Raw genomic sequence first — 26,454 nt, 5'->3', positions numbered from 1 at the left:
TTTGCCAACATGCCCTACGTTAACGTTCAAATCACCAAGGGTGCCACCCGGGCACAAAAGGCAGAAATCGTTCGTGATATCACCGACTCGCTGGCCCGTGTGCTGGGCAAGAAGCCGGAGCACACGCACATCGTCATCCAAGAAATCGACGACGAGAATTGGGGCTTCGCCGGGCTGCTCACTGACGACTGGAAAAAGCAGCAAGCGACCGGATGAACCCTGCTTCGTCAATGCTGCAACTCGCTCGCCTGCTGCAACTGGCCAGCCCCGCGCTGCCGGTCGGCGCCTACACCTATTCGCAGGGGCTGGAGTGGGCGGTCGAATCCGGCGTCATTCGTGACGAAGCCAGTGCCGGACAGTGGATCGCCGACCTGCTGCAACACGGTATCGGTCGCTACGAGGCGCCGCTCGTCGTTGCCTTGATGGCGGCGTGGTCGACTGGCGACACGGCCGAGATCGACTGCCTCAACGCCGAATTCCTGGCCAGCCGCGAATCCGCCGAACTGCGGGCCGAAACCGCCCAGATGGGTTTCTCGATGCGCCGCCTGCTGCGCGACCTGCGCGACGGTTCGCTGGGCAGCGTGATGACCGCGGTCGAAGCCATGCCCGAGGTGGCTTTCCCGACGGTCTGGTCCGGCAACGCCGCCGCCTGGCGGATCGACCCGGAAGCCGCACTCACCGCTTACCTCTGGTCGTGGGCCGAGAACCAGGTGATGGCGGCACTCAAAGCCGTGCCGCTCGGTCAGGCGGCGGGCCAGCGCCTGCTTGCCGAACTGGGCCGGAAAATCCCTGATGTCACGGTCAACCGGAAAAATTGGCCAAAATCGAAATGGTCCAACTTCACGCCGGCCTTCGCCATCGCCTGCGCCCGCCACGAAACCCAATATTCACGTCTCTTCAGATCGTAAAACCATGAGCAAACAAGCCTTACGCGTCGGTATCGGCGGCCCCGTCGGTTCCGGCAAGACCGCCCTGACCCTCGCCCTGTGCCAGGCCCTGCGCGAGCAGGTCGATATGGCCGTCGTCACCAACGACATCTACACCGCCGAGGATGCCAAGTTTCTGGTCAATCATTCGGCGCTGGCGCCCGAGCGCATCATCGGGGTCGAGACCGGCGGTTGCCCGCATACGGCCATTCGCGAAGACGCCTCGATCAACCTTGAGGCCATCGACCGCCTGCAGCGGGCCTTCCCTGAAGTTGAGCTGATCCTTGTCGAATCGGGCGGCGACAATCTCGCTGCCACCTTTTCGCCCGAGCTTTCCGATCTGACGCTGTACGTGATTGACGTCGCCGCCGGCGAGAAGATTCCGCGCAAGGGCGGACCGGGGATCACCAAATCCGACCTGCTGATCATCAACAAGATCGACCTCGCGCCGATGGTCGGCGCCTCGCTTGAGGTCATGGCGCACGACGCCAAGGTTCAGCGCGGCGAGCGGCCTTTTGTCTTTTCCAACCTGAAAACGGGCGAAGGCCTGGACAAGATCATCGCCTTCATCCGCGAACGCGGGATGCTTTAAGCGCCTGAATTATGCCGAGGCGAAAGCGGCAATGGCGCCAACCTCGGCGCCCTGAACTTCGAGCACCTTGCGCCGCGAAGTCTGGCCGCTTTTCAGGTTGACCGCCGATTTGGGCAGTTTCAGCGTTTCGGCAACGAACTTGACCAACGCCTCGTTGGCCTTGCCGTCGACCGGCGGGGCTGCCAAGCGGATTTTCAGTGCGTCGCCATGCAGCCCGGCAAACTCCGTTTTCTTCGCCCCAGGCTGGATGTGCAGGGTCAGCGTGATGCGGCCGTCGGCGGCCTGGCGAAACCACTCGCTCACAGGAACATCAGCACCGCTTGCAGGAGCAGGATGGCGACCAGTGGCGACAGGTCGATACCCGAGATCAGCGGTACGATGCGGCGAATCGGATCAAGCAACGGCCGGGTCAGCTGATGGGCTGGCGCCGACAGCGGCGAGTAGGGGTTGATCCACGACAGCACGGCCTGCAAGATCAGCGCGCCGATCATGATGTAAACGGAGAGACGCAGCAGGCCACGCACGGCGAGCCAGAGGACCATCGGCGCCACGCTGGCGCCATCAACGTCACTGAAACTGACTGAGGCGCCGACGATGATGCCGGTGAACAACAGTTGCAGTGCCAACGCGGCAACCAGGCTGGCCCAGTCGAAACCGCCAGCGCCGGGGATGACGCGGCGCAGCGGCTTGACCGCCCAGTTGGTCAGCTTGACGACAAAATCGCCGATCTGCCCGCCAAAGGAAACTCGCAACGCCTGCATCATGAAACGCAGCAGGAAAAGTGTGCAGAAGAAGCTGACGACAGCGTCGAGCAGGAAAACGATGGCTTGCATCAATCGGCTCCGAGAATCTTGCCGAGTTCCTGGCCACGGGCGGCAGCGGCCATGCAGCCGGCGACGATGCCGTCCTTGACCCCGCGTTCGGCCATGACGTTGAGGGCGGCAGCAGTAGTACCGCCCTTCGAGGTGACGCGTTCGCGCAGAATCGAAGCCGGTTCGCTTGACTGGGCGGCCAGCGCGGCGGCGCCCTGCACGGTTTCGATGGCGAGCAGGCGGCCTTGTTCCGGCGTGAAGCCAAGGTCAGCGGCGGCCTGTTGCAGCGCTTCGATGAACAGGAAAACATAGGCCGGGCCGCTGCCGGAAATGGCGGTGACGCCATCGATCTTCGCCTCGTCCTCGATCCACACCGTGGTTCCGACGGCGCGCAGGACGCGATCCGCCGCGGCGCGCTGGTCGGCGCTCACTTCCGGCAGTGCGCACAGCCCGGTGATGCCGGCTCCGATCAGGGCTGGCGTGTTCGGCATGCAGCGGACGATCTGCCGATGGTCGCCGAGCCAGCGCGACAGGGCAGTCATGTCGAGGCCGGCGGCGATGCTGATGACCACAGCCTGGCCCAGTTTGCCGACGAGCGGCGCAACAGCTTCCTTCATCTGCTGCGGCTTGACGGCGAGCACCAGAATGTCCGGCGCGGCCGGGGCGCTGGCGGCGCTTTCATGGCAATTGACCCCATACGATGCAGCCAGCTTGGCGCGCGCTTCGGCGCCCGGGTCAATGACATCGATGTCGCTGGCCGCGAAGCCTTGCTTGAGCATGCCGCCGATCAGCGCGTTGGCCATGTTGCCACCGCCCAGGAAAACAATTTTCATCTGTAAATTCTCTCACCAAAAATGGCCGTGCCGATGCGGACGATAGTCGCGCCCTCGGCAACAGCTGCTTCAAGATCGTGGGACATGCCCATGGAAAGGGTATCGAGCGGTATGCCGGCCGCCCGGATGTGGTCGTAAATTTCCCATACATGGTGGAACTGGGCGCGCTGGGCGGCGGGGTCGTCGGTCGGCTCGGGGATGGCCATCAGGCCGCGCAGCTGGAGACCGGGCAGGGCCGCGACAGCCTGGCACAGGGCCAGCGCATCATCTGGCGCGCAACCACTCTTGCTGGCTTCGCCCGAGACGTTAACCTGGATGCAGACCTGCAAGGGCGCCAGGTTGGCCGGGCGCTGGGCCGACAAACGTTCGGCAATTTTCAGGCGCTCGATCGAGTGGACCCAGTCGAAATGCTCGGCGACGGCGCGCGACTTGTTGCTCTGCAACGGGCCGATGAAATGCCATTCGAGATTGCGTCCGGCAGTCGCCGTCACCTTGTCGATACCTTCCTGCACGTAGTTCTCGCCGAACGCACGTTGGCCTGCATCGGCGGCTTCGATCACGCTGGCCAGCGGCCAGGTTTTGCTGACCGCCAGCAGGTGAATGCTTTCCGGTGAACGGCCGGCAAGCGCCGCAGCATCGCTGATACGGGCCTGGACAGCTTGCAGGTTGTCGGCGATTGCGCTCATAATCCATTGGGAATTAACAACAAACCAAGTATACACGCGCTCCGAGGACGATCCGCATGGACATCACCGAACTGCTGGCTTTCAGCGTCAAGAACAAAGCCTCCGACCTGCACCTCTCCGCCGGCCTGCCGCCGATGATCCGGGTGCATGGCGATGTCAGGCGCATCAACCTGCCTGCCATGGAACACAAGGACGTTCATGGGATGGTGTACGACATCATGAACGACGGCCAGCGCAAGGTCTATGAAGAGACGCTGGAGTGCGACTTCTCCTTCGAAATCCCGAATCTGGCGCGTTTCCGGGTCAACGCCTTCAATCAGCATCGTGGTGCCGGCGCCGTGTTCCGGACCATTCCGACCAAGGTGCTGACGCTGGAAGAGCTGAACTGTCCGAAGATTTTCAAGGAAATCTCCGAGTATCCGCGCGGCATCGTTTTGTGTACGGGGCCGACCGGTTCCGGCAAATCGACGACGCTGGCGGCGATGGTCAATCACGTCAATGAAAACGATTACGGCCACATCCTGACGGTCGAGGATCCGATCGAATTTGTTCATGACTCGAAGAAGTGCCTGATCAACCAGCGTGAAGTCGGGCCGCATACGCTGTCCTTCGCCAACGCCCTGCGTGCGGCCCTGCGGGAAGATCCGGACGTCATCCTGGTCGGTGAAATGCGCGACCTGGAAACCATTCGCCTGGCCCTCTCTGCGGCTGAAACCGGCCACCTGGTATTCGGCACCCTGCACACCTCGTCCGCAGCGAAGACGGTTGACCGTATCGTCGACGTCTTTCCGGCGGCGGAAAAGGAAATGGTCCGTTCGATGCTGTCCGAGTCACTGCGTGCGGTCATCTCGCAGACGCTGCTCAAGACCAAGGACGGCAGCGGCCGGGTCGCGGCGCACGAAATCATGATCGGCACGCCGGCCATCCGCAATCTGATTCGCGAAAACAAGGTTGCCCAGATGTATTCGGCGATCCAGACCGGCCAGAATTTCGGCATGCAGACGCTCGATCAGAACCTGATCGACCTGGTGCGGCGCAACGTCGTATCGAGCGCCGAAGCGCGCTTCCGCGCTGCCAACAAGGATGCTTTCCCGGCTTGATCGGGCATCTGACAGAACAGACAAGGGGAAACAATGGAACGCGATCAGGCAATGAAATTCATGCACGATCTTTTGCGTCTGATGTCGCAAAAGAAAGGCTCCGACCTCTTCATCACCGCCGGTTTTCCGCCGGCCATCAAGATTGACGGCAAGATCACGCCGGTCTCGAACCAGGTTCTGACGCCGCAGCACACGGCCGAACTGGCCCGCTCGATCATGAATGACCGCCAGGCTGCCGAGTTCGAAGCGACCAAGGAATGCAATTTCGCCATTTCGCCGGCCAGTATCGGCCGCTTCCGGGTCAATGCGCTGGTTCAGCAGGGCCGTGTCGGGGTTGTTTGCCGGACGATCAACATGACCATCCCGACGCTGGACGAACTGCTGTTGCCGCCGGTGCTCAAGGATCTGGCCATGACCAAGCGCGGCCTGATCATCTTCGTCGGCGGCACCGGTACCGGCAAGACGACCTCGCTGGCCGCGCTGGTCGATTACCGCAACGAGAATTCGTACGGCCACATCATCACCATTGAAGACCCGATCGAGTACGTCCACGAGCACAAGAACTGCATCGTCACGCAGCGTGAAGTCGGGGTCGATACGGATGACTGGGGCCCGGCACTCAAGAACACGCTGCGTCAGGCACCGGACGTCATCCTAATGGGCGAAATCCGCGACCGAAACACCATGGACTACGCCATCGCCTTCGCCGAAACCGGCCACCTGGCACTGGCGACGCTGCACGCCAACAGCGCCAACCAGGCCATCGACCGGATCATCAACTTCTTCCCGGAAGAGCGTCGTCAGCAACTGCTCATGGACCTCTCGCTCAACCTGCGCGCCCTCGTTTCGCAGCGCCTGATTGCGAAAAAGGACGGCCGGGGGCGGATGGCGGCGATCGAGGTCATGCTCAATTCGCCGCTGATTTCCGACCTGATCTTCAAGGGCGAGGTGCACGAGATCAAGGAAATTATGAAGAAATCCCGCGAACTCGGCATGCAGACTTTCGACCAGGCGCTGTTCGACCTCTACGAAGCCGGCAAGATCACCTACGAAGATGCGCTGCGCAATGCCGATTCGCTCAACGACCTGCGCCTGCAGATCAAGCTGCACGGCAAGGAGTCGAAGGACCGGGATCTGTCGTCCGGTATCGGTCACCTCGACATCGTCTGATCCAAAGGAGCCTCTCATGCACGCCTTGAAACATTCCGTTTTTGCCCTTTTTTTCGGGTTGACCGTAGGATTCGCCCAGGCCGGGGCGCTCGATGCCATCTCCAGCGGCGACGCCAGTGCCGGCGTCAAGGAAGCACTGGCCAAGGGTGCTGATTACGCTGTTGCGTCGCTTGGCAAGAGTGGCGGCTTCCTTGGCAACGACAAGGTCAAGATCAAGCTGCCCGGCTATCTGGAAAAGGCCGATTCGGCCCTGCGCATGTTCGGCATGGGCAAGCAGGCTGACCAGCTGGTCGAAACCATGAACCGCGCGGCCGAAAATGCCGTGGCCGAAGCCAAGCCCATCCTCACCGAGTCGATTAAGAAGATGAGCGTCAAGGATGCGAAGGATATCCTGACTGGCGGCGAGGACAGCGTGACCCAGTATTTCAAGCGCACCTCGACCGATCAGCTGACCGCCAAGTTCAAGCCCATCGTCAAGAAGGAAACCAACAAGCTCCAGCTGGCCGACCAGTACAACAAGTTCGCCGGCAAGGCAGCGAGCGCTGGCCTGGTTGATAAACAGAACGCTGACGTCGATAGCTATGTGACGCAGAAAGCCATGGATGGCCTGTTCCTGATGATTGCCGAAGAAGAAAAGAAGCTGCGCGCCAATCCGATGGGCGCCGGCAGCGATCTGCTCAAAAACGTCTTCGGCGCGCTGAATTAAAGCTAATTGCTTTAAATGCCGTAATTGGGGGCAAGGAGCCCCCAATGAAACTCACCCGTCTGTCGAGCACCACGCAACGCGCCACTCGTGAATCGAGCGAGCGCGTGCGTCCGGTCGACAACGAGCAGATTCGGCGGGTCGAAGTCATGGAAGGCATCGAAGGCGATCGCCAGCGCACGCTGCAACAGGAGATCGCCGAAGTCGACCCGGGCGCCGTCGGCGACTTTCACGGTCAGGAGCGCGTGCTGCAAGGGGCGCGCGACGTTGCGGCGCAACTGCTTGAAAAGGATTTCGGCACCGACAGCCTGATCAAGCCCGGCGTGCCGCTGGACCGCCTGATCGGCATTGACGACACCGTCTGAAGCGGCTTCCACGGTCAACCGGGAAAAACGGCCAATATTCACATCTGCCGCCCTGAGTTAAAATCAAGGCAACCTATCCAGCGCGCCCCGCCTCGTCGGGGCGCCGTCATTTGCAGAGTCATGTCCGGCCTCAATCAACCGCAACGCGAAGCGATCCACTACCTCGACGGCCCCCTGCTCGTCCTGGCGGGTGCCGGCTCGGGCAAAACGCGGGTGATCACGCAGAAAATCGCCTACCTCGTGCAAAGCTGCGGCTTCAATCCGCGCAATATCGCCGCCATCACCTTCACCAACAAGGCGGCCAAGGAAATGCAGGAGCGCATCGGCAAGCTGCTCTCCAAGCAGCAAGCCGACGAATTGCAGATTTCGACTTTCCACTCGCTGGGCGTCCGCATCCTGCGCGAAGAAGCCAAGGCGCTCGGCTACAAGCCACGTTTCTCGATTTTCGATTCGGCCGATTGCGCCGGCATCATCAGCGAAACGGCCGGTACCGTCGACAAGGCGACGCTGCGCATCGTCCAGTCCACCATTTCCAACTGGAAGAATGGGCTCATTACACCCGAGGCAGCGCGCCATCTGGCCACCGATGAGCACCAAAAGCTGGCCGCCCACGCCTACCTGTCCTACGAAGCGACACTCAAGGCCTATCAGGCGGTCGATTTCGACGACCTGATCGGCCTGCCGGTCAAACTGTTCAGCGAGCATCCGGAAATCGCCGACAAGTGGCAGAACCGCCTGCGCTACCTGCTGGTCGATGAATACCAGGACACCAACGCCTGCCAGTATCAGCTACTCAAGCTGCTGACCGGCGTCCGCGCCCAGTTTACGGCGGTCGGCGACGATGATCAGGCGATCTACGGCTGGCGCGGTGCCGACATCGAAAATCTCAAGAAACTGCCGACCGAGTTTCCCGCCCTCAAGGTCATCAAACTTGAGCAAAATTACCGGTCGACCGTCAGAATCCTCAAGGCCGCCAACAACGTCATCTCGCACAACGAAAAACTGTTCGACAAGAAGCTCTGGTCCGATCTCGGCCACGGCGAACAGATTTCCGTCACCGCCTGCCGCGACAATGACGCCGAAGCCGAAGGCGTGGTCATGAAACTGCAGGCGCACAAGTTCGAGCATCGCGCCAAATTCAAGGATTACGCCATCCTCTACCGTTCCAACCACCAGGCGCGGATTTTCGAGGAATACCTGCGCGACCACCGCATTCCCTACCTGCTTTCCGGCGGCAAGTCCTTCTTCGACAAGGCCGAAATCAAGGACATCAACGCCTACCTGCGTCTGCTCACCAACGAAGACGACGACCCCGCTTTCATTCGCGCCGCCACGACGCCCAAGCGCGGCATTGGCGCGGCGACCCTGCAGGTGCTCGGCATCTATGCTGGCGAGCGCCACGTCTCGCTGTTCCAGGCCGCCTTTGAAGAGGGCTTCGCGCACCGCGTCCAGCCGCGCCAGCTCGACCCCCTGCTCGAATTCTGCAACTTCATCAACCGTACCCAGTCGCGGGCCAGCAAAGAGCCGGCACATCAGGTCCTGCCTGATCTGCTCAAGGCTATCGACTACGAAACCTTCCTCTACGACCACGAAGAGGAGCGCACGGCCCAGACGCGCTGGGCCAATGTCTGCGAATTCGCCAACTGGCTGAACAAGAAGGGCGAACAGGACGGCAAAACGCTGGTCGATCTGACCCAGAGCATCGCGCTGATCAACATGCTCGATAAGAAGAACGACGACGAATACGATGCTGTGCAACTGTCGACCCTGCATGCCGCCAAGGGCCTGGAGTACAAGAACGTCTTTCTGGTCGGTGTCGAGGAAGGCATCCTGCCCCACCGCGAATCGGTCGATCCGGCCAAAATCGAGGAAGAGCGCCGCCTGATGTACGTCGGCATCACGCGCGCCCAGCACACCTTGAACATTTCCTACTGCGAACGCCGCAAGCAGGCCCGCGAATTTGTGCCCTGCGAGCCCTCGCGCTTCATCGACGAAATGGGCAAGGAAGACGTTCGTTTCACCGGCGGCAAGCAGGATGTCCCTCCCGACAAGGCAACCGGCAGCGCCCGGCTCGATGCCATGAAGGCAATGCTCTCGGGAAACAAGCGCTAACCGCTTGGTAACACTGCGTTACAACGGGTTACGCTGCTTATGACATCCGGGCGGTAACCAGTCGCGTTATTCGGCACAAGGCAGCGCAATTTTGCAAAGCCGGATCAAAAACCGAATCAACAATACTGGAGAATCAAAAATGACCAAACAACTCGTCGCCATCATCCTTGCCACCGCTTTTGGTGTTGCCCACGCCGCTGATGTCAAGCCGGCCGCCGCTGAAGTGAAGGCGGCTGCCCCGGTCGCCGCCACCGTCAAGGCTGAAGCCCCGAAGGTCGCCGAAGCCGTCAAGGCGCCGGAAGGCAAGCCGGCCGTCGCCGCCCCGGAAATGAAGAAGGACGAAGCACCGGCTGCCGCCAAGCCCGCTGCCAAGGTCAAGAAAGCGAAGAAAGTTGCGAAGCCGGCTGAGGCCGCCGCACCTGCTGCTGTACCGGAAGCCGCAAAGGCTGCCGAACCGGCCAAGAAGTAAGGAATCCGCAGGACGTCAGTCGCAGCCCTCCAAAAGCTGAACTGGCCGGGGCGCCCACGAGACGCCCTTTTTTACGTCCACGAAAAAGGGAGGCCGCAGCCTCCCTTGATGTGAGCGGTGAGGCTTATTTCGCCTTGCCCATCACGTATTCGACGGCGCCCTTGATCTCGTCGTCGGACAGCGTGGCGCCGCCCTTCGGGGGCATGGCACCCTTGCCATTGGTGACGCTCTTGATCAGCGCATCCTTGCCGGTAGCCAGACGCGGTGCCCAGGCGGCCTTGTCGTCGATCTTCGGAGCGCCGGCAGCGCCAGTGTTGTGGCAGGCGCCGCAGACCGTGTTGTAAATCGTTGCGCCATCGCGGGGGCCGCTGGCGACAGGTGCTTCGGCCTTGGCCAGTTCAAACCGGGCAACCGGCTGAATGCGAATATCTGCCTCGTCGGCAGCGCTGCTGGTGTTTGCCGTCGAGCCACTCTTGTTGGCGGTCAGCGGATAAATGACAGCAATCAGAATGGCGGCGACGATGATCGTTGCCCACATGATGCTCTTGGAAGAATGTTGCTCGGCCATGCTCAAGACCCCAGTGCAATGTTTAAAAAACACCATTATAACGGCCCAGTGCGGTGACTGAGCAAAAAAAACCCCGCCAGTGGCGGGGTCGAAGTTCTCGAAAGGGGGAGTTTCGAGAGGAGGGGTTCAATGCACAACTGCAGTGTAAGTTCCCGTGCTCTCAAAGTCTGTCGTACTTTCGTAGCCTTCTGTAACAAAATGTGGTTGTTCTAAAATTGTGCAATGCACAATCGCAATAGGTGGTCATGAAAAAGGCACGGATACACCCTTTCAGGCGTGCCGTGCCGATTGTTTATCGTGGGTGCGAGGAGTGGTTCAGCTCTCGATACGGCAGATCTGGACAGCACTTTTCGGGACCTGATAATCGGTCGCCAACTGATGTGTTGCCGTGTCTTCGATTGCTTCGCCTTCGCTGACGACAAAGTGGCGGGCGCCCGTGTAGTCCTGCGGGATGCCGGCGCGGTCCTGGGTTATGCGGTAATGGATCTTGACGTTCATGGCTGTTCTCGATTTATGGACAATTATTGTTCCTGCGCGTCGAGTATAGCCTGATTATGCTGCGGTGCAATATCGGTTTTCCACAGGGTCTTGGCGAACCTGCAGTACTCAGCTTCTGATCAGGTCGTCCAGGGTGTTGAAATTGCCGAAGGCTTCGCTCTGGTCGGAAAAGTCGACTTCGATGGCGCCCATGTCGGCGCACCATGCCGCAACCTTGCGCCGTCGCCCGGCTGCTGGCCTTTGTCGACGCCGCTCATGCGCGTACCTTGGCCACCGGCCAGGGTACGCCGGTGATCGGCGCTTCGGGTTGTCTGGTGGCAGGGGCAGGGGCAGACATTGGTCTTGGGTCGCGTGCTAGGATTGAACAATATGTCCGAACTGGAGAAACTTGCCGAAGGTCTGGGTCGTCTGCTCCTCGAGCGCGGCGAATGGCTGGCCGCTGCTGAATCCTGCACTGGTGGCTGGCTCGCCCAGTCGGTGACGGCCATTGCCGGCAGTTCGGCGTGGTTCGACCGCGGGTTCGTGACCTACTCGAACGCCGCCAAAATGGACATGCTTGGCGTTCCCGAGGCAACGCTGGAGCGTCATGGCGCTGTGTCGGAAGCCGTGGCGAGGGCGATGGCGCTGGGCGTTCTGGGCAACAGTCGGGCCGACTGGTCAGTGGCGATTACCGGCATTGCCGGGCCGGGGGGCGGTTCACCGGAAAAGCCGGTGGGGATGGTTTGTTTCGCCTGGGCCCGTAAAGACGCGGGCTGCGAGGCACAGACCCATCATTTCAACGGTGACCGGGCCTCGGTTCGCGAGCAATCCGTACGCCACGCACTTGTCGGCTTGATCGACCGTCTGGAATCGGCTGTCTATATCGCTTGAGGCGGTCGGGGTTTTCCGGGCTACTCGTAAAAAATATAAAAATTCAAAAAATACACCATGGAAAGTCGGCCAGGTGAAATCGATGCGCTACGTTGAACTGAATCGCGACTCCATCGAGCAGGCGCTGAACGAATGGTCTCCGAGGCAAGCCGGAGCGGGGGTCGTGGCCTTGTTGCCGGAAGCGGCAAAGGACCACCTGCCGGTATTGCAGGCAGCCTGCCGTGAATACCACGGGCAACGCGGCCTGCGCTGTTGTCGCGGCGGCGCGTGAGGTCTTGAGGAGCTGTCCCGTCGGGGAAGCAAAGCCGACCTTGTTCATGCTCTTTGATGGCATGGTGCCGAACGTGGCCAGCATTCTTGACAACATCTACCTCGAGCTCTCGAATCGTGTCGAATATGGCGGTGTTAACGCGGGGAGCGAGACTTTCCAGCCGATGCCCTGCCTGTTTGATGAAACGCAGGAGGTCGGCGATGGGGGGCTTGGCCTGCTGTTGCCCGGCAACATGGCGCCGACCCTTGAGCACGGCTTCGCGCAACCGGAGCAGGCAATGAGCGCGTCGTCGACCGAAGGCAACCGGATTGCGATGATTGACTGGCGGCCAGCATTCGAACAATGTTTGTAGGCCGGCATGAATGATTTTGTGACCAAGCCGGTCAATCCGACCTTGCTTTATTCGGCGCTATACCACTGGCTGGGCGGCGCGATGGTCGTCTGAACGGATTTTTCGGGGCTTGCCACGGTCAACCGGAAAAAACGGCCAAAATTGAAGTCTTACAATCCCGCTTCGGCGGCTATTGCCTCGAGTAGCGGGGCGACCAGCTTGGCAGCGGGGCCTTTGGGCTGCCGATAGCTCACCCAGGTTGTGTTTTTCTCGCCGGGCAGCGTGTAGATCGAGATGGCGAATGGACAGAACACGATGTTGTGCGGGTCCATTTCCATCATTTTGCGCGACAGACCGGCCGAACAGAATTCAATGATTTCCGCCAGCTCGAAGATCTGACGTGTCGCGCCGATGTCACTGCCGGTGCGGTTCAGCATGTCGGCGATATGCGAGGTGTAATTGATCACCAGCCCACGGTTTTCGATGGCCATGACGATGGCGTCGCGGGTGTCGACAAAATTGCTGGTCAGTTTTTTCTTGACCATCCACTCTTCGGCCTGGGTCACTGTAGCGGCCAGCACGAAGCAAAGCAGAAATATGAGGTGGCGCATGCGGGCTCCTGTATTAGCAATTTCTAATTTGTTCATTGTAGGCGATGTCCTTCGCCTGCGGTCGACGCGAAAAAACGGCCAAAACCCTTATTCGGGCAAAGGCTCGAACAGCGCGGCGAGATCGTCGGTGCCGAACTTGACGTCAACGCGATAGTCGTCGGACAGGATGCCGGCCGCCAACTCCGCCTTGCGTTCCTGCAGGGCGAGAATTTTTTCCTCGATGCTGCCGCTGACGATCAACTTGTAGACGAACACCGGCTTGTCCTGGCCGAGGCGGTGGGCGCGGTCGGTAGCCTGGTTTTCGACGGCCGGATTCCACCATGGATCGTAGTGGATCACGGTGTCGGCGGCGGTCAGGTTGAGGCCGACGCCACCAGCTTTCAGGCTGATCAGGAAAATCGGCACCTCGCCATCCTGAAAGCGGCGGATCGGCACTTCGCGGTCAACGGTATCGCCAGTCAGCGTGACGTAGGCGATGCCCATCTTGTCCAGTTCGTGTTCGATGAGTGCCAGCATGCTGGTGAATTGCGAGAAAACCAGAACCTTGCGACCTTCGTCGACCAGTTCAGGCAGCATGGCCATGAGCAGATCGAGCTTGGCCCGTTCCGGTACCTTGCGGGCCGCCGTGGCCTTGACCAGGCGCGGGTCACAGCAGACCTGACGGAGCTTGAGCAGGGCGTCGAGGATGACGATCTGGCTGCGCGCAAAGCCGCGGTTGGCGATTTCGTCGCGGACCTTGGCATCCATCGCGGCGCGCACCGTTTCGTAAAGGTCGCGCTGGGCGCCTTCGAGTTCGACGCTGCGGATGATGATGGTCTTGGGCGGCAATTCCTGCGCGACGTCTTCCTTCTTGCGACGCAGGATGAAGGGGCGGATGCGGCGGGCGAGCAGGGTGCGGCGACGAAGGTCGCCCTGCTTCTCGATCGGCGTCCGCCAGTGGCGGGTGAACTGCTTGCTGGTGCCAAGAAAGCCGGGCAGCAGGAAGTCGAACTGGCTCCACAATTCGCCAAGGTGATTCTCTAGCGGCGTACCGGTCAGGCACAGGCGATGCCGGGCATCGACCTTGCGCACGGCTTCGGCGCTCTGGCTCTGGGCATTCTTGACCGTCTGTGCCTCGTCGAGAATGAGCAGGTGGTAGCTGTGCTGCATCAATTCTTCGGCGTCGCGCCAGAGCAACGGATAGGTTGTCAGCACCACATCGTGCTGCATGATCTGCGGGAACAGGACCTTGCGTTCCGGGCCATGCAGCGACAGGACTTTGAGGTCGGGGGCGAAACGAGCCGCTTCGTTCTTCCAGTTGAAGATCAGCGAGGTCGGCAGGATGATCAGGGCCGGCTTGTCGAGACGGCCGGCTTCCTTTTCCATGAGCAGGTGGGCTAGCGTCTGCGCTGTTTTGCCAAGGCCCATGTCGTCGGCCAGGATGCCCGACAGGTCGTGCTCACGGAGAAATTGCAGCCAGGCCAGGCCTTCCTTCTGGTAAGGGCGCAGTTCGAGCTTGAAGCCGGCCGGTGGCTCGACGTCGCCGATGCCCTGTGCCTTGAGCAGGCGCTCGGCCAGGGCCATGATGTCGCTCTGGCCGCGGAACTGCCAGCGGCTGATATCCGACAGTTCGGCCAGTCGTGGTGCGTCAAAGCGAGACAGGCGCAATGTGTTGCCGCCAGTAAAGCCGTCGAACAGGTCGATCAACGTCGCGGCCAGCGGCTTGAGGCGGCCGGCTGGGACGCGTAGGCGCTTGCCGCGGGGGGTGTAGAGATCAATGCCCTCATCGTCGGGAACGCGTTCGAGTTCAGCCGCTTCGAGCCAGCGCGGGTCGGTGCGGAACAGGTTGGCCAGCAAGGGTGCCAGTGGCAGGCGCTCGCCCTCGACCATGACGCCCATATCGAGGTTGAACCAGCCGTTGTCGGCCTCGGAGAGCTCGGCCTCCCAGCCATCGACTTCGATGACGTGGTGACGGAAATCCTCCGGGAACTCGATCTGCCAGCCGGCTTCCTTGAGGCGCTGGGTGCCATCCTGCATGAACGGCACCCAGCTGGCCTCCTCGGCCAACCCGTAAATGCCTTCCGGCGGGCTGCCAAAAGTGTGCAGGGTATGTCCGGGAATCTTTTGCAAGGCGCAGCCTTCGAGTGCCAGCAGGGCCTTGGCTTCATCCTCGGGGCGGCGCATCAGGCGGATCGTTTCGCCTTCGGGCAGGGTGATGAATTCGCTCTTCTCTTCCGGGCGGACTTCGGCATCGCCGTAACGGAAAATGACCTTGGCAACATCGAAGGGGCCGCCGCCAAAATTCTGCGGGTAAGCACGCCAGGCCCGGTGGCCGTGCGTGTGCAGGGTTTCGAGTTGAAGGATGGGAATCAGCGGCGCGTCAACCAGGCGCAGGCGGGCGCCGGCATCTGAGCCGGGAAGTGGCAGGTCGGGCGCCAGTTCGGACAGGGCTTCGGCAACCAGCGCAGCTTCGTTGGCCGATAGGGGCGGCAGCGAGAACAGTCGGTTGATCACGTCCGGGTTGCCGGTCACTTCCAGCGGTCCGGCTTCGCCCTCGGCCAGATCGATGTACCACGGAGGGTCGACGGCGACGATCATTTCGGCCGACGGCTCCGGCTTTAAATGTGGTCGCTGAAAGCCCATGCCGTCGACCTGCCAGCCGATGCTGGCCGGCCGGGTCGGGCCGGCGTTGAGCGGCAGACCGAGGTCATCCTCAGGGTAGAGCCGGTGGCTGGCCGCCATGCGCTGCAGGATTTCGGCGCCATGCTTGGGGCCCAGGCCGAAGGCGCGCAAGCCGGTTTCGTGGCCACGGTCAGCCCAGATCAGGCGCAGGATGCCGATGTCTTCTTCATTGACGAACTGCGGCGGCGTGACCAGCGCGCGGTCCACCTTCCACCACTCTTCGGCACTTTCCGGGTACTTGCCCTTGCGGATCTCGATGCCGAACTGACGCTTGTCGGCCGTCCATTTCAGGATGTAGAAAAGTTGCTGGCGGGCGCTGGCCGGCCGGGCTTTTTTCTTGGCGACGGCGACCGAGACGCGGCGTAGGTCTTCGAGCCAGGACAGGGCGCTGCCGCTGACCGGTTCCTTCGGATTGCGTTCTTCGATGGCCTTGAGCAACATGGCGGCAACGTGTTTGCAATGCTTGCCGGCCGAGCAGGTGCAGCGGCTGATCACCGTCATCTCGCCGCTCTGGGCCTGGCTTAGATAGGCCTGCGCCACGTAGGGTTCGCTTGACGAACCGGGGACCAGGGCGCGTAGCTGGCTGCCCTCGATGGTCAGGTCGCGAACCAGGTCGACGTAGGGGCGGGCCTTGTTGATGTCGCGCGTGGCGAACCACTCGGCGATGTTCTCTTCAGTGAAGGTGGTGAGGTTGACTACGGCCATCGGCGGTCAGGCAAGCAGCGCGCCGACGAGCAGGGCGAGCAGCAAGGCGATAATGGCCAGCCAGCGGTTTTGCTGGTGCTGGGCGGCGATCAGGCGCTCGATTTGCGGTTGCAGATCGGTCTTGGCCGGCTGCGCCAGCGCCTGATGGACAAGGCGCGGCAGTTGCGGAATGGTGCGGGCCAAATAGGGGGCTTCCTGTTTGAAGCTGCGGATTAGTCCTCGCCAGCCAATCTGCTCGCTCATCCAGCGCTCAAGGAAAGGCTTGGCGGTGGTCCACAGGTCGAGTTCAGGGTCAAGCTGGCGACCGAGACCTTCGATGTTGAGCAAGGTCTTTTGCAGCATGACCAATTGCGGCTGGATTTCGACATTGAAACGGCGCGAGGTCTGGAACAGGCGGAGCAGCACCTTGCCGAAGGAAATGTCCTTGAGCGGGCGGTCGAAGATCGGCTCGCAGACGGCGCGGATGGCTGCTTCGAACTCGTCGACCCGGGTGTCTTTGGGGGCCCAGCCGGATTCGATGTGCGCTTCGGCGACGCGTTTGTAGTCGCGGCGGAAGAAGGCGAGGAAATTCTGCGCCAGGTAATTCTTGTCGGAATCGGTCAGCGTGCCGACGATGCCGAAATCGAGTGCGATGTAGCGGCCATCAGGGGCGACGAAGATGTTGCCGGGGTGCATGTCGGCGTGGAAGAAGCCGTCCCGGAATACCTGGGTGAAGAAGATTTCGACGCCGGCTGCCGACAGCTTGGAGAGGTCGATGCCCTCGGCGCGCAGCTTGTCGATCTGCGAGATCGGCGTGCCATGCATGCGCTCCATGACCATCACGGTCGATGTGCAGAAATCCCAGTAAATCTCGGGGACGATCAGCAATTTGGAGTCGACGAAGTTGCGGCGCAGTTGCGAGGCGTTGGCGGCTTCGCGCATGAGGTCAAGTTCGTCGCGCAGATATTTGGCAAATTCGGCGACCACTTCGCGTGGCTTCAGGCGCTTGCCATCAGGCCACAGCTTCTCGAGCAACATGGCTAGGTTGTCCATGAGCGCCAGATCGTGCTCGATGACTGAGAGCATGTTGGGGCGCAAGACCTTGACGGCGACTTCATGACCGCCGTCCACTGCATGCAGTTTGGCGAAATGGACTTGGGCGATCGATGCCGAGGCAATCGGCGTCGGATCGAATTCGGCAAAGACTTCGCTGGCTGGCCGACCATAGGCTTTTTCGATTTCGGCCAGAGCGAGGTCGGAGGCAAACGGTGGGACGCGGTCCTGCAGTTTTGCCAGTTCGTCGGCAATATCCATTGGCATCAAGTCGCGTCGCGTGGACAGGACCTGGCCGAACTTGACGAAAATGGGCCCGAGCGATTCGAGGGCAAGGCGCAGGCGAACGGCGCGTGGCGTGGACAGGTCGCGCCAGAATTGCAGGGCGTTGGCGAGGCGTACCAAGCGGCCGCTCGGCTCGTGTTCGAGCACCATTTCGTCGAGGCCGAAACGGCTGGCGACTGAGGCGATCTTGAGCAAACGAAGGAGACGCATGTGGACTGTAAACGCCGGCCGGGCCGGGCAAAATCGCTAAACGAGCATGTTAACACGCCAACGGCGGTTGCGCCCCCGTGATTTGTGACTGTTTGAGTCAGGCGACACGGCACAAACAATCTTGCAAGAAGGTCTGGGCTATAGGATAAACTCGATAATCAAGCCTGCCGGTGTCATGCCCAGCCACCACTAGTTAGCCAAAGCGTCGATGAACGAACCGAAACACCCCTCCGTAATTGCTCGTGAGGCGCTCAAGCGCCTGGCGACCAGTCAATTGGCTCCGACGCCGGCCAATTACCAGGCTTGCTACAATGAAATTGCCAATCTACCCAATCTGCCGCCGTTTCCAGAGGTGCCGCTACGCGAGTTGCTGAGCGACTTGCCAGCCCGGAATGAAGAGCAGGAGAGGCAGTTGGACAAGCTCTCCAGCGCAATTACCAAGCGCAGCTGGCAGGGGATCAAAGAGTCCTTGGCCGCATTTGCCCAGGCTGGCGAGTCCCGCCTCCATGAAAGTGTGGCGTCCCCCCTTGCGCCTGCTTTGCCTGGTGAGTTTGCCGGCAAGCTGGCGCGTTTCGTCGAATGTGTTCTGCCGGCGCTGGGTGAGGAGGACTCCCGGGTTCTCACTGTGGCCGGCGAGTTGCTCCTGTTGTTGCGGCAGCCGACGGTCGAGATTGCGCAGGTTCAGGCCCTCTTTGGCAGCCTGACCCATCAGGCCGTGTTTGCCGCGGAGGAGCAGGTCGAGATCAAGGGCTCCCTGCTCAAGTTGCTGCATCTGATTATTGAAAATATCGGTGAATTAAGTACAGACGACAACTGGCTCAAGGGGCAGATCGACGGGCTGCTGGCCAGCGTGGCGCCGCCGCTGACGCTGCGTCATCTCGATGAAATGGAGCGTCGCCTGCGCGACGTGATGGAAAAGCAAGGGCGCGCCAAGTCGCGCTCGGTGGAAGCACAGGCAGAAATGCGCCAGATGCTCGCCGAGTTCATCGAGCGCCTGGGCGTGATGAACAAGTCGAGCACTGACTTCGAGGGGCGGATCGAGGCGAGCGCACGCCAGATCGAACAGATATCCAGCATTGAGGATCTGAAACCCCTGCTCGACGATGTTATCGCGGCAACCCATGCGATGGCCGAGGAGACGGCAAACTCGCGGGAGCAGTTGAAGAGCCTGCAGGACAAGGTAGTGGTTACCGAGGCAGAACTGATGCACTTGCACCAGGAGCTGGACAGTGCCAGCGCCCTCGCCCGCCACGATCCGCTGACCGATGCCCTGAATCGTAAGGGGCTGGATGAGGCGATGGAGCGTGAGGTTTCAAGCGTGCGGCGCAAGGAAACGCCGTTGTCGGTCAGCTTGCTCGATATCGATAATTTCAAGCGCTTGAATGATCGTCTCGGTCACGAGGCTGGCGACCGTGCCTTGGTTCATCTGGCCGATGTGGCACGTCGCAACATGCGGCCGAGCGATACGCTGGCCCGCTACGGCGGTGAAGAGTTTGTCGTGTTGATGCCGGAAACGACCCTTGATCAGGGCATCGAGGCAATGGCCCGCCTGCAGCGGGAGTTGACCAAGGCCATCTACATGGCGGGGAACGAGAAGATCCTGATCACCTTCAGTGCCGGGGTGGCCCAACTGGCTGCCGACGAGTCGGGTACCGATGCCATCCGGCGGGCCGATCAGGCCATGTATCTGGCCAAGCGCGCTGGCAAGAACCGCGTGATGGGCGGTTGACGCCTGATTTGCCGGTGTCCCTGAGTCGCGGTTTTCCACCGGTTGCCGATCCGTCGGCCCGGTTGCTCGTCCTCGGCAGCCTGCCGGGCAAGGCTTCGCTGGCGGCGCAGGAATATTACGCCAACAAGCAAAACGCTTTCTGGCGAATCATGGGGGATTTGATTGGCGCCGGACCCGCTTTGCCTTACGCCCAGAGGCTGGAAAGGTTGCAGGCGGCGGGTATCGCCCTGTGGGATGTGATTGCTGCCGGCGAGCGCCCGGGCAGTCTCGATGCCGATATCGTCAAGACCTCGGTTTGCGTAAACGATTTTTCGGCCTTTTTTGCTGTTCACCGTGGAATTCGTCGTGTTTTCTTCAATGGTGGTGCGGCTGAGGCGGCTTTTCGCCGTCATGTGTTGCCCGGGCTACCGGAGGCAGATGTGCAGTTGATTCGCTTGCCATCGACCAGCCCCGCTCATGCCGCCAGTCGCTATGCAGACAAGCTCGCGGCATGGTCGGCGATTGTTGCACCGGCCAAATAAGTAGGGATCGGCAGCGTATAATCGACGTTTTGCAAATTTTCGCCCCAAATCAATGCCCCTAGACGTCAAATCCCAGCTGACCGCCCTCCTGCAACAGGCGCTGGCCAGCGTTGCGCCGACCGCAACCGATACCCCCATTCACCTGGAGCGTCCGCGCGATCCGACGCACGGTGACTTCGCGACCAACCTGGCCATGCAACTGGCCAAGGCGCTGAAGAAGAACCCGCGTGAAATTGCCCAGCAACTGGTGAACGAATTGCCGGTCTCGGCGCTGGTGACCAAGGCCGATGTGGCCGGGGCCGGCTTCATCAACTTCACCCTCGATGCCGGCGCCAAGACCAGCGTTGTCAAGGCTGTGCTGGCCGAGGGCGAGAATTTCGGGCGGTCGACGCTGGGTGGCTGGCAGAAGGTCCAGGTCGAGTTCGTCTCGGCCAATCCGACCGGCCCGCTGCACGTCGGCCATGGCCGCGGCGCGGCTTACGGCGCTTCGCTGTCCAACCTGCTGACTTTCGCCGGCTGGGATGTGACGCGAGAGTACTACGTCAATGACGCCGGCCGGCAGATGGATATTCTTGGCTTGTCGACCTGGTTGCGTTACCTGGCGCAGAACGGTGTCGATGTGCCCTTCCTGCCCAATGCCTATCAAGGCGACTACGTACGCGACATGGCCAAGCAGATGAGCGCGGCGCACGGCACCAAATTCGTTCGTCAGGTGGCCGACGTGCTGGCCGGCACGCCCGGCTTGCCGGATGCCGAGCGGGCTGACGACGAGGCCAAGCGCCAGCGCGACCAGCATCTCGATGCCTTGATCGCCAACGCCAAGACCTTGCTCGGCGCCGACTGGACCTACGTGCATCAACATGCCTTGTCCGAACAGCTGGCCGATTGCCGCGACGATCTCGAGCAGTTCGGCGTTCATTTCGACGTCTGGTTCTCCGAACAGGCGCTGTTCGATACCGGTCTGGTCGCCCGTTGCGTCGATCTGCTCGAAAAGAACGGCCATCTGTACGTCCAGAACGGTGCCCGCTGGTTCAAATCGACCACTTTCGGCGACGAGAAGGACCGCGTCGTCCAGCGCGAGAACGGCCTCTACACCTATTTCGCCTCGGACATCGCCTACCACCTGAACAAGTTCGAGCGTGGCTTCGACAAGGTCATCAATATCTGGGGCGCCGATCACCACGGCTACATTTCGCGCGTCAATGGCGCGATCACGGCCCTGGGGCTCGACGCCAGCAAATTGCAGGTGGCGCTCGTCCAGTTTGCCGTGCTCTACCGTAATGGTCAGAAGGCGTCGATGTCGACGCGCTCGGGCGAATTCGTCACCCTGCGCGAACTACGCGGCGAAGTCGGCAACGATGCCTGCCGTTTCTTCTACGCCCTGCGCAAGTCCGACCAGCACCTCGATTTCGACCTTGATCTGGCCAAGAGCCAGACCAACGAAAATCCGGTTTATTACATCCAGTATGCCCACGCCCGGATTTGCTCCGTGGTCAATCAGTGGGCCGGTGATCACGCGACGCTCGAAGATGCCGATCTGTCGCTGCTCTGCAATCCGCGCGAACTGGCCATTGCCAGCAAGCTGACCGAGTTCCGTGATCTCATCGACAACGCCGCCCGCGAATTGGCGCCACACCTGATTGCCTTCTACCTGAAGGATCTGGCTGGCGAGTTTCATGGCTGGTACAACGCCGAGCGCATGCTGGTCGATGATGCAGCGCTACGCGATGCGCGCGTTGCACTGGCCATCGCCGTCCGCCAGACGATACGCAACGGACTGACCATTCTGGGCGTCAGCTGTCCGGAATCCATGTAAGGAATTGCCATGAGTCGCGATATGAAGCCCCGCAAGAGCCAGCCGGCGAAAAAGAAGTCCGCCGGCGGCACGCTGGTCGGCATGTTCATTGGTCTGGTCATTGGCATCGGCATGGCGGCGGGCGTCGTCTGGTATCTCAACAAATCGCCGCTGCCTTTTGTCGAGAAGGCGCAGCCGCCGGCCCGGGCTGACGCAGCCAATGGCAAGAATGGTCAGCCGAGCCAGCCGCTGGCCTTGCCCGGCAAACCAGGTGATCCGATTCCGGAAAAACGCTTCCAGTTCTACGACATCCTGCCCGGCAAGGCTGATGCGGTGCCGGACAAGGCACCCAAGCCGGACGCCAAGATCGAAGAGCCGAAGAAAGACGAAGCGAAGAAGGACGACAGGAAGGACGAGCCCAAGGAATCGAAGACGCCGCTCTTCCTGCAGGCCGGCTCGTTCAGCACGGCGCAGGACGCTGACAACCAAAAGGCCAAGCTTGCGTTTATGGGTATTGAGGCTGTCGTCCAGCAGGTGATGATTCAGGACAAGACCTTCTATCGGGTTCGTGTCGGTCCATACACGAAGATTGATGAATTGAACAAAGTGCGTGCCGAGCTTGCCAAATCAGGCATTGAAGCCCAGCTTTCGAAATAGGAGTAGCGAATGAAGCATTCACGTCGTAGTTTCGTTGGTTTCGTTTTTGGCCTTTTTTTCGGGTTGACCGTAGCAACGCCGTCTTTTGCGCAGGGCGCAGCCTTCACGCCGGTCAGCCCCGCCCAGCCGACTGAGGATCCCGCCAAGATTGAGGTGCTCGAATTTTTCAGCTACGGCTGCCCGCATTGTGCCGACTTCAATCCGCTGCTGACTGCCTGGGCGGCCAAGCTGCCGGCCGACGTGGTCGTCAAGAAGGTGCCGATCACCTTCGGACGCGCTGCCTGGGCCAACATCGCCAAGCTTTACTACGCGCTAGAAATCACTGGCGACCTGCATCGTCTTGAAGGCGACGTTTTCCGGGCGATTCACGGCGAGCGCGTCAATTTGTTCGACGAAAAAACGCTGACCGAATGGGTCGTCAAGAAGGGGGTGGATGCCAAGAAATTTGGCGAAACCTTCAATTCCTTCGGTGTCATGAGCAAGGTCAAGCGTGCCGACCAGATGGCGCAGGCTTACAAGATCCAGGGCGTGCCGGCTTTGGCAGTCGATGGCAAGTTCCTGATCGGCGACATGGGCTTCAACGAGAAGCTGGCCGTTGCCGACAAGCTGATCGCCCAGGCGCGCAGCGAGAAAGCTGGCAAGGGCACCGGCAAGAAATAATTGACCCTGAAAGTCTTCATCACGGGCGCCTCGTCGGGAATCGGCGAGGCGCTTGCCGTTTACTACGCCGCCCAGGGCGCCACCTTGGGCCTGGCGGCACGGCGAAGCGAGTTTATCGAGGCGCTGAACCAGCGTCTGGGTGGGCAACATGCCTGTTACGCGCTGGATGTTAGCGATGCGCCGGCCCTGCATGCCGCCGCTACCGATTTCATTGCCCGCTTTGGCGCGCCCGACATCATCATCGCCAATGCCGGTGTTTCGGCCGGGACGCTTAGCGAATTCGAGGAAGATCTCGAGGTCTTTCGTCGAGTCATGGACACCAACGTTTTCGGCATGGCGGCGACCTTTGCGCCCTTCATTCCGGCGATGAAGGCAGCCGGTGGCGAAGGCAGGAAAATGCAGCGTCTGGTCGGCATCGCCTCGGTTGCCGGTATTCGCGGTTTGCCCGGCGCCGAGGCGTATTCGGCCTCGAAGGCGGCGGCAATCGCCTATCTCGAAAGCCTGCGTCTTGAAATGCGTCCGTACGGCATCAAGGTCGTGACCATTGCGCCCGGCTATATCGAAACGCCGATGACGGCAGTCAATCCCTACAAAATGCCCTTCCTGCTGCCGGTCGATCAGGCCGCGTCGCGCTTTGCGGGGGCCATCGCGCGCGGCACCAGTTACGCGGTCATTCCCTGGCCGATGGGTGTCGTCGCCAAGATCCTGCGGGCCTTGCCCAACTGGCTATACGACCGCTTGTTCACAAGCGCCCCGCGCAAGCCGCGCGGCTTGTTAAAATAGCCCGATGCTAGAACTCAAGATCAATGGCGAAGCCCGCCAGTTTTCCGACACGCTGACTGTGACCGGCCTGATTGAGCAACTCGGCTATACCGGCAAGCGTATCGCTGTTGAACGCAACGGCGAAATTGTCCCCAAAAGCCAGCACGTCACGACGGCGCTGGTGTCGGGCGACCAACTTGAAATTGTCGTCGCCGTCGGCGGCGGTTAAGGAGCCTACCCCATGCATCAACTGACTATCGCCGGCAAGGCGTACCGTTCCCGTTTGCTGGTCGGCACCGGCAAGTACAAGGATTTTGCCGAAACCCGCGCAGCCATCGACGCCTCCGGTTCGGAGATCGTCACCGTGGCGATCCGGCGCATGAATATCGGCCAGGACCCCAGCCAACCCAATCTGCTCGACGCCCTGCCACCGTCGCAATTCACCATCCTGCCCAACACCGCCGGCTGCTACACCGCCGACGATGCCGTGCGCACCCTGCGTCTGGCCCGCGAACTGCTCGACGGCCATCCGCTGTGCAAGCTCGAAGTTCTCGGCGATCCGACCAGCCTCTTCCCAAACATGCCGGAAACGCTGAAAGCCGCCGAGACCCTGGTCAAGGATGGCTTTCATGTCATGGTCTACTGCTCGGACGACCCCATTCAGGCCAAAATGCTCGAAGAAATCGGTTGCGTCGCGGTCATGCCGCTCGCTTCGCTGATCGGCTCCGGCATGGGCATCCTCAATCCATGGAACCTGCGCCTGATCATCGATAACGCCAAGGTGCCGGTCATCGTCGATGCCGGCGTCGGTACGGCATCCGACGCCGCGATTGCCATGGAACTTGGCTGTGACGGCGTACTGATGAACACCGCCATTGCCCACGCCAAGAACCCCATTCTCATGGCCAGCGCCATGAAGAAGGGCGTTGAAGCGGGCCGCGAGGCTTTTCTGGCCGGCCGCATGCCGCGCAAACTTTACTCGGCCGATCCATCGTCGCCGACTTCCGGATTGATCGGCTCATGAGCGATACCCACCTGATTCAACCGGCCGCTGTCGGCGAAGGCGTCTACGAAGAAGGCCGTGAGGGCTACGGTCATATCAAGAGCTACGTCCGCCGCGCCGGTCGCATGTCGTCGGCGCAGGAAAACTACTACGCCGAGATGATGCCGAAGATCAGCGTTGTCTATGGCCCGCAGCCGATTGACCTGGCTGCGATCTACGGCCGAAATAACCCGAAAATCCTTGAAATCGGCACCGGCATGGGTGAAACCACGGCCAAGATCGCCGATGCCAACCGCGACAACGATTATCTCGGCGTCGAAGTGCATGTGCCGGGCGTTGGCGCCCTGTGCAAGCAGATCGCCGAGCGCGAATTGAGCAACCTGCGCATTTGCCAACATGATGCCGTTGAAGTCGTCCGCGACATGCTGCCGGAAGCGTCGCTAGACGGCGTCCACGTCTTTTTCCCGGACCCTTGGCACAAGGCGCGGCACAACAAGCGCCGGCTGATCCAGGCGCCCTTCGTTGCGCTGCTCGCCTCCCGCCTCAAGCCGGGCGGCTATTTTCACTGCGCTACCGACTGGGAAGAGTACGCCCACCAGATGCTCGAAGTGCTCTCGGCCGAGCCGACTTTGGTCAACAGTGCCGATGGCTTTGCGCCGCGCCCCGAATACCGCCCGCTCACCAAATTCGAGAACCGCGGAATCCGGCTGGGGCATGGCGTTTGGGATGTTATTTTCCGGAAAAAATAGCTGGCAGATTGGCGGCTCCTGAGTAGAATGAGAATCAGGATTTGTCAGAAAAGTGAGGAAATCATGAAAAAAATGAAAATTGCTGCCAGCGGTTTATTGTTTCCCCTCCTGGCGATTGCGCTGTCTTCCACCCCGGCACTTGCTGCTGATCGTTCTGGCAAGGAAGTCGTCAACACGGTCTGTGCCGCCTGCCATACGACCGGCAAGGATGGCGCACCGAAGATCGGCGATCAGGCCGCCTGGGCAGAACGTGCCGCCAAAGGTCTGGACAAGCTGACGCAGAATGCCATCACCGGCGTTCGCAACATGCCGGCCCATGGTGGTCAGGCGGCGCTGAGCGATCTCGAGATGACGCGTGCCGTCGGTTACATGGTCAGTGGCGGCAAGGCAGCTGATGCCAAGAAGGCCATGAAGCCGGCAAAGGCGCGCACGGGTGAGCAGGTGGTGCAGGAACGTTGCCAGGAATGCCACACCACCGGCAAGCAGGGCGCCCCGAAACTCGGTGACATGAACGACTGGAAACCGCGTCTGCAAAACGGCGTCGATCCGCTCGTCAAGTCCGCCATCAGCGGCCACAACTCGATGCCGGCCCGCGGTGGTCTGGCCAATTTGAGCGATGCCGAAATGAAGGCCGCCGTCGAGTTCATGGTCAGCAAGACGGGCGGCACTGCACCAGCCAAGTAATCTCCAGCGGCCTGCGGGCCGTTCAAAATGACGAAATGCCGGCCTCGTTCGATGTCGGCATTTTTATTTTTGCCGGGGCAAGAT

General features: G+C 61.0%; 32 protein-coding genes. 23 read left to right on the top strand and 9 right to left on the bottom strand.

Features of this window, described 5'->3' with window-relative positions; genetic code table 11:
• The first annotated feature begins 9 nt into the window (after window positions 1–9).
• The 3 genes from WBK19_RS02305 to ureG are packed head-to-tail and all read left to right on the top strand — an operon-like array spanning window position 10 to window position 1,518.
• On the top strand, window positions 10–216 hold the full coding sequence (locus tag WBK19_RS02305; RefSeq protein WP_226402565.1) for a tautomerase family protein: 207 nt from the start codon (window positions 10–12) through the stop codon (window positions 214–216).
• Window positions 213–908: an urease accessory protein UreF gene (locus WBK19_RS02300; RefSeq protein WP_511286573.1), complete on the top strand. Its 696-nt coding sequence runs from the start codon at window positions 213–215 to the stop codon at window positions 906–908. Before WBK19_RS02305 ends, WBK19_RS02300 begins: the two co-directional genes overlap by 4 nt.
• A 4-nt stretch (window positions 909–912) precedes the next feature.
• Entirely contained in the window at window positions 913–1,518 is a 606-nt protein-coding gene (ureG, locus tag WBK19_RS02295; RefSeq protein ID WP_511286571.1) for an urease accessory protein UreG, read from the top strand.
• A 9-nt stretch (window positions 1,519–1,527) separates the two neighbouring features.
• Here ureG and WBK19_RS02290 read toward each other — a convergent pair whose 3' ends face one another.
• Genes WBK19_RS02290 through WBK19_RS02275 form a run of 4 tightly spaced genes read right to left on the bottom strand, consistent with a single transcriptional unit; the run spans window position 1,528 to window position 3,849 of the window.
• Window positions 1,528–1,821, bottom strand: coding sequence for a DUF167 domain-containing protein (locus tag WBK19_RS02290; RefSeq protein WP_511286569.1), 294 nt, complete (start codon window positions 1,819–1,821; stop codon window positions 1,528–1,530).
• Window positions 1,818–2,351: a YggT family protein gene (locus tag WBK19_RS02285; RefSeq protein ID WP_511286567.1), complete on the bottom strand. Its 534-nt coding sequence runs from the start codon at window positions 2,349–2,351 to the stop codon at window positions 1,818–1,820. Before WBK19_RS02285 ends, WBK19_RS02290 begins: the two co-directional genes overlap by 4 nt.
• The gene (gene proC / locus WBK19_RS02280) at window positions 2,351–3,163 is read right to left on the bottom strand and encodes a pyrroline-5-carboxylate reductase (RefSeq protein WP_511286565.1); all 813 of its coding nucleotides are present in this window, start codon (window positions 3,161–3,163) and stop codon (window positions 2,351–2,353) included. The genes WBK19_RS02285 and proC overlap by 1 nt, the downstream gene beginning before the upstream one ends.
• Entirely contained in the window at window positions 3,160–3,849 is a 690-nt protein-coding gene (locus tag WBK19_RS02275; RefSeq protein ID WP_511286563.1) for a YggS family pyridoxal phosphate-dependent enzyme, read from the bottom strand. Before WBK19_RS02275 ends, proC begins: the two co-directional genes overlap by 4 nt.
• Window positions 3,850–3,905: 56 nt before the next feature.
• Between WBK19_RS02275 and WBK19_RS02270 the strand changes: the two genes are divergently transcribed.
• From WBK19_RS02270 to WBK19_RS02245, 6 genes are all read left to right on the top strand, one after another.
• Window positions 3,906–4,949, top strand: a complete 1,044-nt coding sequence (locus tag WBK19_RS02270; RefSeq protein ID WP_511286561.1) for a type IV pilus twitching motility protein PilT — start codon at window positions 3,906–3,908, stop codon at window positions 4,947–4,949.
• Window positions 4,950–4,982: 33 nt separating this feature from the next.
• Complete coding sequence (locus tag WBK19_RS02265; RefSeq protein WP_511286559.1) at window positions 4,983–6,119, top strand: PilT/PilU family type 4a pilus ATPase; 1,137 nt, start codon at window positions 4,983–4,985, stop codon at window positions 6,117–6,119.
• A 16-nt stretch (window positions 6,120–6,135) separates the two neighbouring features.
• Window positions 6,136–6,825 carry a DUF4197 domain-containing protein gene (locus WBK19_RS02260; RefSeq protein ID WP_511286557.1) on the top strand — a complete coding sequence of 230 codons (690 nt, stop codon included), beginning with the start codon at window positions 6,136–6,138 and terminating at the stop codon, window positions 6,823–6,825.
• 44 nt (window positions 6,826–6,869) lie between these two features.
• Window positions 6,870–7,187, top strand: a complete 318-nt coding sequence (locus tag WBK19_RS02255; RefSeq protein ID WP_511286555.1) for a hypothetical protein — start codon at window positions 6,870–6,872, stop codon at window positions 7,185–7,187.
• A 120-nt stretch (window positions 7,188–7,307) separates the two neighbouring features.
• Window positions 7,308–9,299, top strand: coding sequence for a UvrD-helicase domain-containing protein (locus WBK19_RS02250; RefSeq protein ID WP_511286553.1), 1,992 nt, complete (start codon window positions 7,308–7,310; stop codon window positions 9,297–9,299).
• A 139-nt stretch (window positions 9,300–9,438) separates the two neighbouring features.
• Entirely contained in the window at window positions 9,439–9,768 is a 330-nt protein-coding gene (locus tag WBK19_RS02245) for a hypothetical protein (RefSeq protein ID WP_511286551.1), read from the top strand.
• 124 nt (window positions 9,769–9,892) lie between these two features.
• Here the strand turns inward: WBK19_RS02245 and WBK19_RS02240 are convergent, their stop codons facing one another.
• The gene (locus WBK19_RS02240) at window positions 9,893–10,336 is read right to left on the bottom strand and encodes a c-type cytochrome (RefSeq protein WP_511286549.1); all 444 of its coding nucleotides are present in this window, start codon (window positions 10,334–10,336) and stop codon (window positions 9,893–9,895) included.
• 315 nt (window positions 10,337–10,651) lie between these two features.
• The gene (locus WBK19_RS02235; protein WP_494646754.1) at window positions 10,652–10,834 is read right to left on the bottom strand and encodes a hypothetical protein; all 183 of its coding nucleotides are present in this window, start codon (window positions 10,832–10,834) and stop codon (window positions 10,652–10,654) included.
• 90 nt (window positions 10,835–10,924) lie between these two features.
• Between WBK19_RS02235 and WBK19_RS02230 the strand changes: the two genes are divergently transcribed.
• From WBK19_RS02230 to WBK19_RS02215, 4 genes are all read left to right on the top strand, one after another.
• Window positions 10,925–11,128, top strand: coding sequence for a hypothetical protein (locus WBK19_RS02230; protein WP_511286547.1), 204 nt, complete (start codon window positions 10,925–10,927; stop codon window positions 11,126–11,128).
• Window positions 11,129–11,203: 75 nt separating this feature from the next.
• Window positions 11,204–11,704 carry a nicotinamide-nucleotide amidase gene (pncC, locus tag WBK19_RS02225; protein WP_511286545.1) on the top strand — a complete coding sequence of 167 codons (501 nt, stop codon included), beginning with the start codon at window positions 11,204–11,206 and terminating at the stop codon, window positions 11,702–11,704.
• An 82-nt stretch (window positions 11,705–11,786) separates the two neighbouring features.
• Window positions 11,787–11,975 carry a hypothetical protein gene (locus WBK19_RS02220; protein WP_511286543.1) on the top strand — a complete coding sequence of 63 codons (189 nt, stop codon included), beginning with the start codon at window positions 11,787–11,789 and terminating at the stop codon, window positions 11,973–11,975.
• Window positions 11,976–12,015: 40 nt separating this feature from the next.
• Window positions 12,016–12,327 carry an FIST N-terminal domain-containing protein gene (locus tag WBK19_RS02215; RefSeq protein WP_511286541.1) on the top strand — a complete coding sequence of 104 codons (312 nt, stop codon included), beginning with the start codon at window positions 12,016–12,018 and terminating at the stop codon, window positions 12,325–12,327.
• A gap of 149 nt (window positions 12,328–12,476) precedes the next feature.
• Here WBK19_RS02215 and WBK19_RS02210 read toward each other — a convergent pair whose 3' ends face one another.
• The 3 genes from WBK19_RS02210 to ubiB all read right to left on the bottom strand — a co-directional run bounded on the left by WBK19_RS02210 (window position 12,477) and on the right by ubiB (window position 17,810).
• A complete protein-coding gene (locus tag WBK19_RS02210) occupies window positions 12,477–12,917 on the bottom strand; it encodes a DUF302 domain-containing protein (protein ID WP_511286539.1) in 441 nt (146 codons plus the stop codon).
• Window positions 12,918–13,004: 87 nt separating this feature from the next.
• Window positions 13,005–16,283, bottom strand: coding sequence for a DEAD/DEAH box helicase (locus tag WBK19_RS02205; protein ID WP_511286537.1), 3,279 nt, complete (start codon window positions 16,281–16,283; stop codon window positions 13,005–13,007).
• 6 nt (window positions 16,284–16,289) lie between these two features.
• A complete protein-coding gene (gene ubiB / locus WBK19_RS02200; RefSeq protein WP_511286535.1) occupies window positions 16,290–17,810 on the bottom strand; it encodes a ubiquinone biosynthesis regulatory protein kinase UbiB in 1,521 nt (506 codons plus the stop codon).
• Window positions 17,811–18,018: 208 nt separating this feature from the next.
• Here ubiB and WBK19_RS02195 point away from each other — a divergent pair, with 208 nt between their 5' ends.
• The 10 genes from WBK19_RS02195 (at window position 18,019) to WBK19_RS02150 (ending at window position 26,370) form a co-directional block, all read left to right on the top strand.
• Window positions 18,019–19,539, top strand: a complete 1,521-nt coding sequence (locus WBK19_RS02195; protein WP_511286533.1) for a GGDEF domain-containing protein — start codon at window positions 18,019–18,021, stop codon at window positions 19,537–19,539.
• A 14-nt stretch (window positions 19,540–19,553) separates the two neighbouring features.
• Complete coding sequence (locus WBK19_RS02190) at window positions 19,554–20,060, top strand: DNA-deoxyinosine glycosylase (RefSeq protein ID WP_511286531.1); 507 nt, start codon at window positions 19,554–19,556, stop codon at window positions 20,058–20,060.
• A gap of 52 nt (window positions 20,061–20,112) precedes the next feature.
• Window positions 20,113–21,876, top strand: coding sequence for an arginine--tRNA ligase (argS, locus tag WBK19_RS02185; RefSeq protein WP_511286529.1), 1,764 nt, complete (start codon window positions 20,113–20,115; stop codon window positions 21,874–21,876).
• 9 nt (window positions 21,877–21,885) lie between these two features.
• Window positions 21,886–22,512 (top strand): SPOR domain-containing protein, encoded by a 627-nt coding sequence (locus tag WBK19_RS02180; protein ID WP_511286527.1) that lies wholly within the window; start codon window positions 21,886–21,888, stop codon window positions 22,510–22,512.
• A gap of 9 nt (window positions 22,513–22,521) precedes the next feature.
• Window positions 22,522–23,172 carry a thiol:disulfide interchange protein DsbA/DsbL gene (locus WBK19_RS02175; RefSeq protein ID WP_511286525.1) on the top strand — a complete coding sequence of 217 codons (651 nt, stop codon included), beginning with the start codon at window positions 22,522–22,524 and terminating at the stop codon, window positions 23,170–23,172.
• Entirely contained in the window at window positions 23,173–23,955 is a 783-nt protein-coding gene (locus WBK19_RS02170; protein WP_511286523.1) for an SDR family oxidoreductase, read from the top strand. It abuts the gene before it with no gap.
• A 4-nt stretch (window positions 23,956–23,959) separates the two neighbouring features.
• Complete coding sequence (thiS, locus tag WBK19_RS02165; RefSeq protein WP_511286521.1) at window positions 23,960–24,163, top strand: sulfur carrier protein ThiS; 204 nt, start codon at window positions 23,960–23,962, stop codon at window positions 24,161–24,163.
• A gap of 12 nt (window positions 24,164–24,175) precedes the next feature.
• The gene (locus WBK19_RS02160) at window positions 24,176–24,958 is read left to right on the top strand and encodes a thiazole synthase (RefSeq protein WP_511286519.1); all 783 of its coding nucleotides are present in this window, start codon (window positions 24,176–24,178) and stop codon (window positions 24,956–24,958) included.
• Window positions 24,955–25,686, top strand: coding sequence for a tRNA (guanosine(46)-N7)-methyltransferase TrmB (trmB, locus tag WBK19_RS02155; RefSeq protein WP_511286517.1), 732 nt, complete (start codon window positions 24,955–24,957; stop codon window positions 25,684–25,686). Before WBK19_RS02160 ends, trmB begins: the two co-directional genes overlap by 4 nt.
• 63 nt (window positions 25,687–25,749) lie before the next feature.
• Entirely contained in the window at window positions 25,750–26,370 is a 621-nt protein-coding gene (locus WBK19_RS02150) for a c-type cytochrome (protein ID WP_511286515.1), read from the top strand.
• Window positions 26,371–26,454 lie beyond the last annotated feature (84 nt).

Origin of the sequence: Azonexus sp. (genome assembly GCF_049652925.1) — a bacterium.
GTDB lineage: Bacteria > Pseudomonadota > Gammaproteobacteria > Burkholderiales > Rhodocyclaceae > Azonexus.
This window is presented reverse-complemented; position numbering and strand designations above follow the sequence as displayed.

What these genes read in the sequence shown, in the direction of transcription:
- WBK19_RS02305 (WP_226402565.1), top strand. Translation starts at nt 10, where the DNA reads ATGCCCTACGTTAACGTTCAAATCACCAAGGGTGCCACCCGGGCACAA.
- WBK19_RS02300 (WP_511286573.1), top strand. Translation starts at nt 213, where the DNA reads ATGAACCCTGCTTCGTCAATGCTGCAACTCGCTCGCCTGCTGCAACTG.
- ureG (WP_511286571.1), top strand. Translation starts at nt 913, where the DNA reads ATGAGCAAACAAGCCTTACGCGTCGGTATCGGCGGCCCCGTCGGTTCC.
- WBK19_RS02285 (WP_511286567.1), bottom strand. Translation starts at nt 2,351, where the DNA reads ATGCAAGCCATCGTTTTCCTGCTCGACGCTGTCGTCAGCTTCTTCTGC.
- proC (WP_511286565.1), bottom strand. Translation starts at nt 3,163, where the DNA reads ATGAAAATTGTTTTCCTGGGCGGTGGCAACATGGCCAACGCGCTGATC.
- WBK19_RS02275 (WP_511286563.1), bottom strand. Translation starts at nt 3,849, where the DNA reads ATGAGCGCAATCGCCGACAACCTGCAAGCTGTCCAGGCCCGTATCAGC.
- WBK19_RS02270 (WP_511286561.1), top strand. Translation starts at nt 3,906, where the DNA reads ATGGACATCACCGAACTGCTGGCTTTCAGCGTCAAGAACAAAGCCTCC.
- WBK19_RS02265 (WP_511286559.1), top strand. Translation starts at nt 4,983, where the DNA reads ATGGAACGCGATCAGGCAATGAAATTCATGCACGATCTTTTGCGTCTG.
- WBK19_RS02260 (WP_511286557.1), top strand. Translation starts at nt 6,136, where the DNA reads ATGCACGCCTTGAAACATTCCGTTTTTGCCCTTTTTTTCGGGTTGACC.
- WBK19_RS02255 (WP_511286555.1), top strand. Translation starts at nt 6,870, where the DNA reads ATGAAACTCACCCGTCTGTCGAGCACCACGCAACGCGCCACTCGTGAA.
- WBK19_RS02250 (WP_511286553.1), top strand. Translation starts at nt 7,308, where the DNA reads ATGTCCGGCCTCAATCAACCGCAACGCGAAGCGATCCACTACCTCGAC.
- WBK19_RS02245 (WP_511286551.1), top strand. Translation starts at nt 9,439, where the DNA reads ATGACCAAACAACTCGTCGCCATCATCCTTGCCACCGCTTTTGGTGTT.
- WBK19_RS02240 (WP_511286549.1), bottom strand. Translation starts at nt 10,336, where the DNA reads ATGGCCGAGCAACATTCTTCCAAGAGCATCATGTGGGCAACGATCATC.
- WBK19_RS02235 (WP_494646754.1), bottom strand. Translation starts at nt 10,834, where the DNA reads ATGAACGTCAAGATCCATTACCGCATAACCCAGGACCGCGCCGGCATC.
- pncC (WP_511286545.1), top strand. Translation starts at nt 11,204, where the DNA reads ATGTCCGAACTGGAGAAACTTGCCGAAGGTCTGGGTCGTCTGCTCCTC.
- WBK19_RS02220 (WP_511286543.1), top strand. Translation starts at nt 11,787, where the DNA reads ATGCGCTACGTTGAACTGAATCGCGACTCCATCGAGCAGGCGCTGAAC.
- WBK19_RS02210 (WP_511286539.1), bottom strand. Translation starts at nt 12,917, where the DNA reads ATGCGCCACCTCATATTTCTGCTTTGCTTCGTGCTGGCCGCTACAGTG.
- WBK19_RS02205 (WP_511286537.1), bottom strand. Translation starts at nt 16,283, where the DNA reads ATGGCCGTAGTCAACCTCACCACCTTCACTGAAGAGAACATCGCCGAG.
- ubiB (WP_511286535.1), bottom strand. Translation starts at nt 17,810, where the DNA reads ATGCGTCTCCTTCGTTTGCTCAAGATCGCCTCAGTCGCCAGCCGTTTC.
- WBK19_RS02195 (WP_511286533.1), top strand. Translation starts at nt 18,019, where the DNA reads ATGAACGAACCGAAACACCCCTCCGTAATTGCTCGTGAGGCGCTCAAG.
- argS (WP_511286529.1), top strand. Translation starts at nt 20,113, where the DNA reads ATGCCCCTAGACGTCAAATCCCAGCTGACCGCCCTCCTGCAACAGGCG.
- WBK19_RS02180 (WP_511286527.1), top strand. Translation starts at nt 21,886, where the DNA reads ATGAGTCGCGATATGAAGCCCCGCAAGAGCCAGCCGGCGAAAAAGAAG.
- WBK19_RS02175 (WP_511286525.1), top strand. Translation starts at nt 22,522, where the DNA reads ATGAAGCATTCACGTCGTAGTTTCGTTGGTTTCGTTTTTGGCCTTTTT.
- thiS (WP_511286521.1), top strand. Translation starts at nt 23,960, where the DNA reads ATGCTAGAACTCAAGATCAATGGCGAAGCCCGCCAGTTTTCCGACACG.
- WBK19_RS02160 (WP_511286519.1), top strand. Translation starts at nt 24,176, where the DNA reads ATGCATCAACTGACTATCGCCGGCAAGGCGTACCGTTCCCGTTTGCTG.
- trmB (WP_511286517.1), top strand. Translation starts at nt 24,955, where the DNA reads ATGAGCGATACCCACCTGATTCAACCGGCCGCTGTCGGCGAAGGCGTC.
- WBK19_RS02150 (WP_511286515.1), top strand. Translation starts at nt 25,750, where the DNA reads ATGAAAAAAATGAAAATTGCTGCCAGCGGTTTATTGTTTCCCCTCCTG.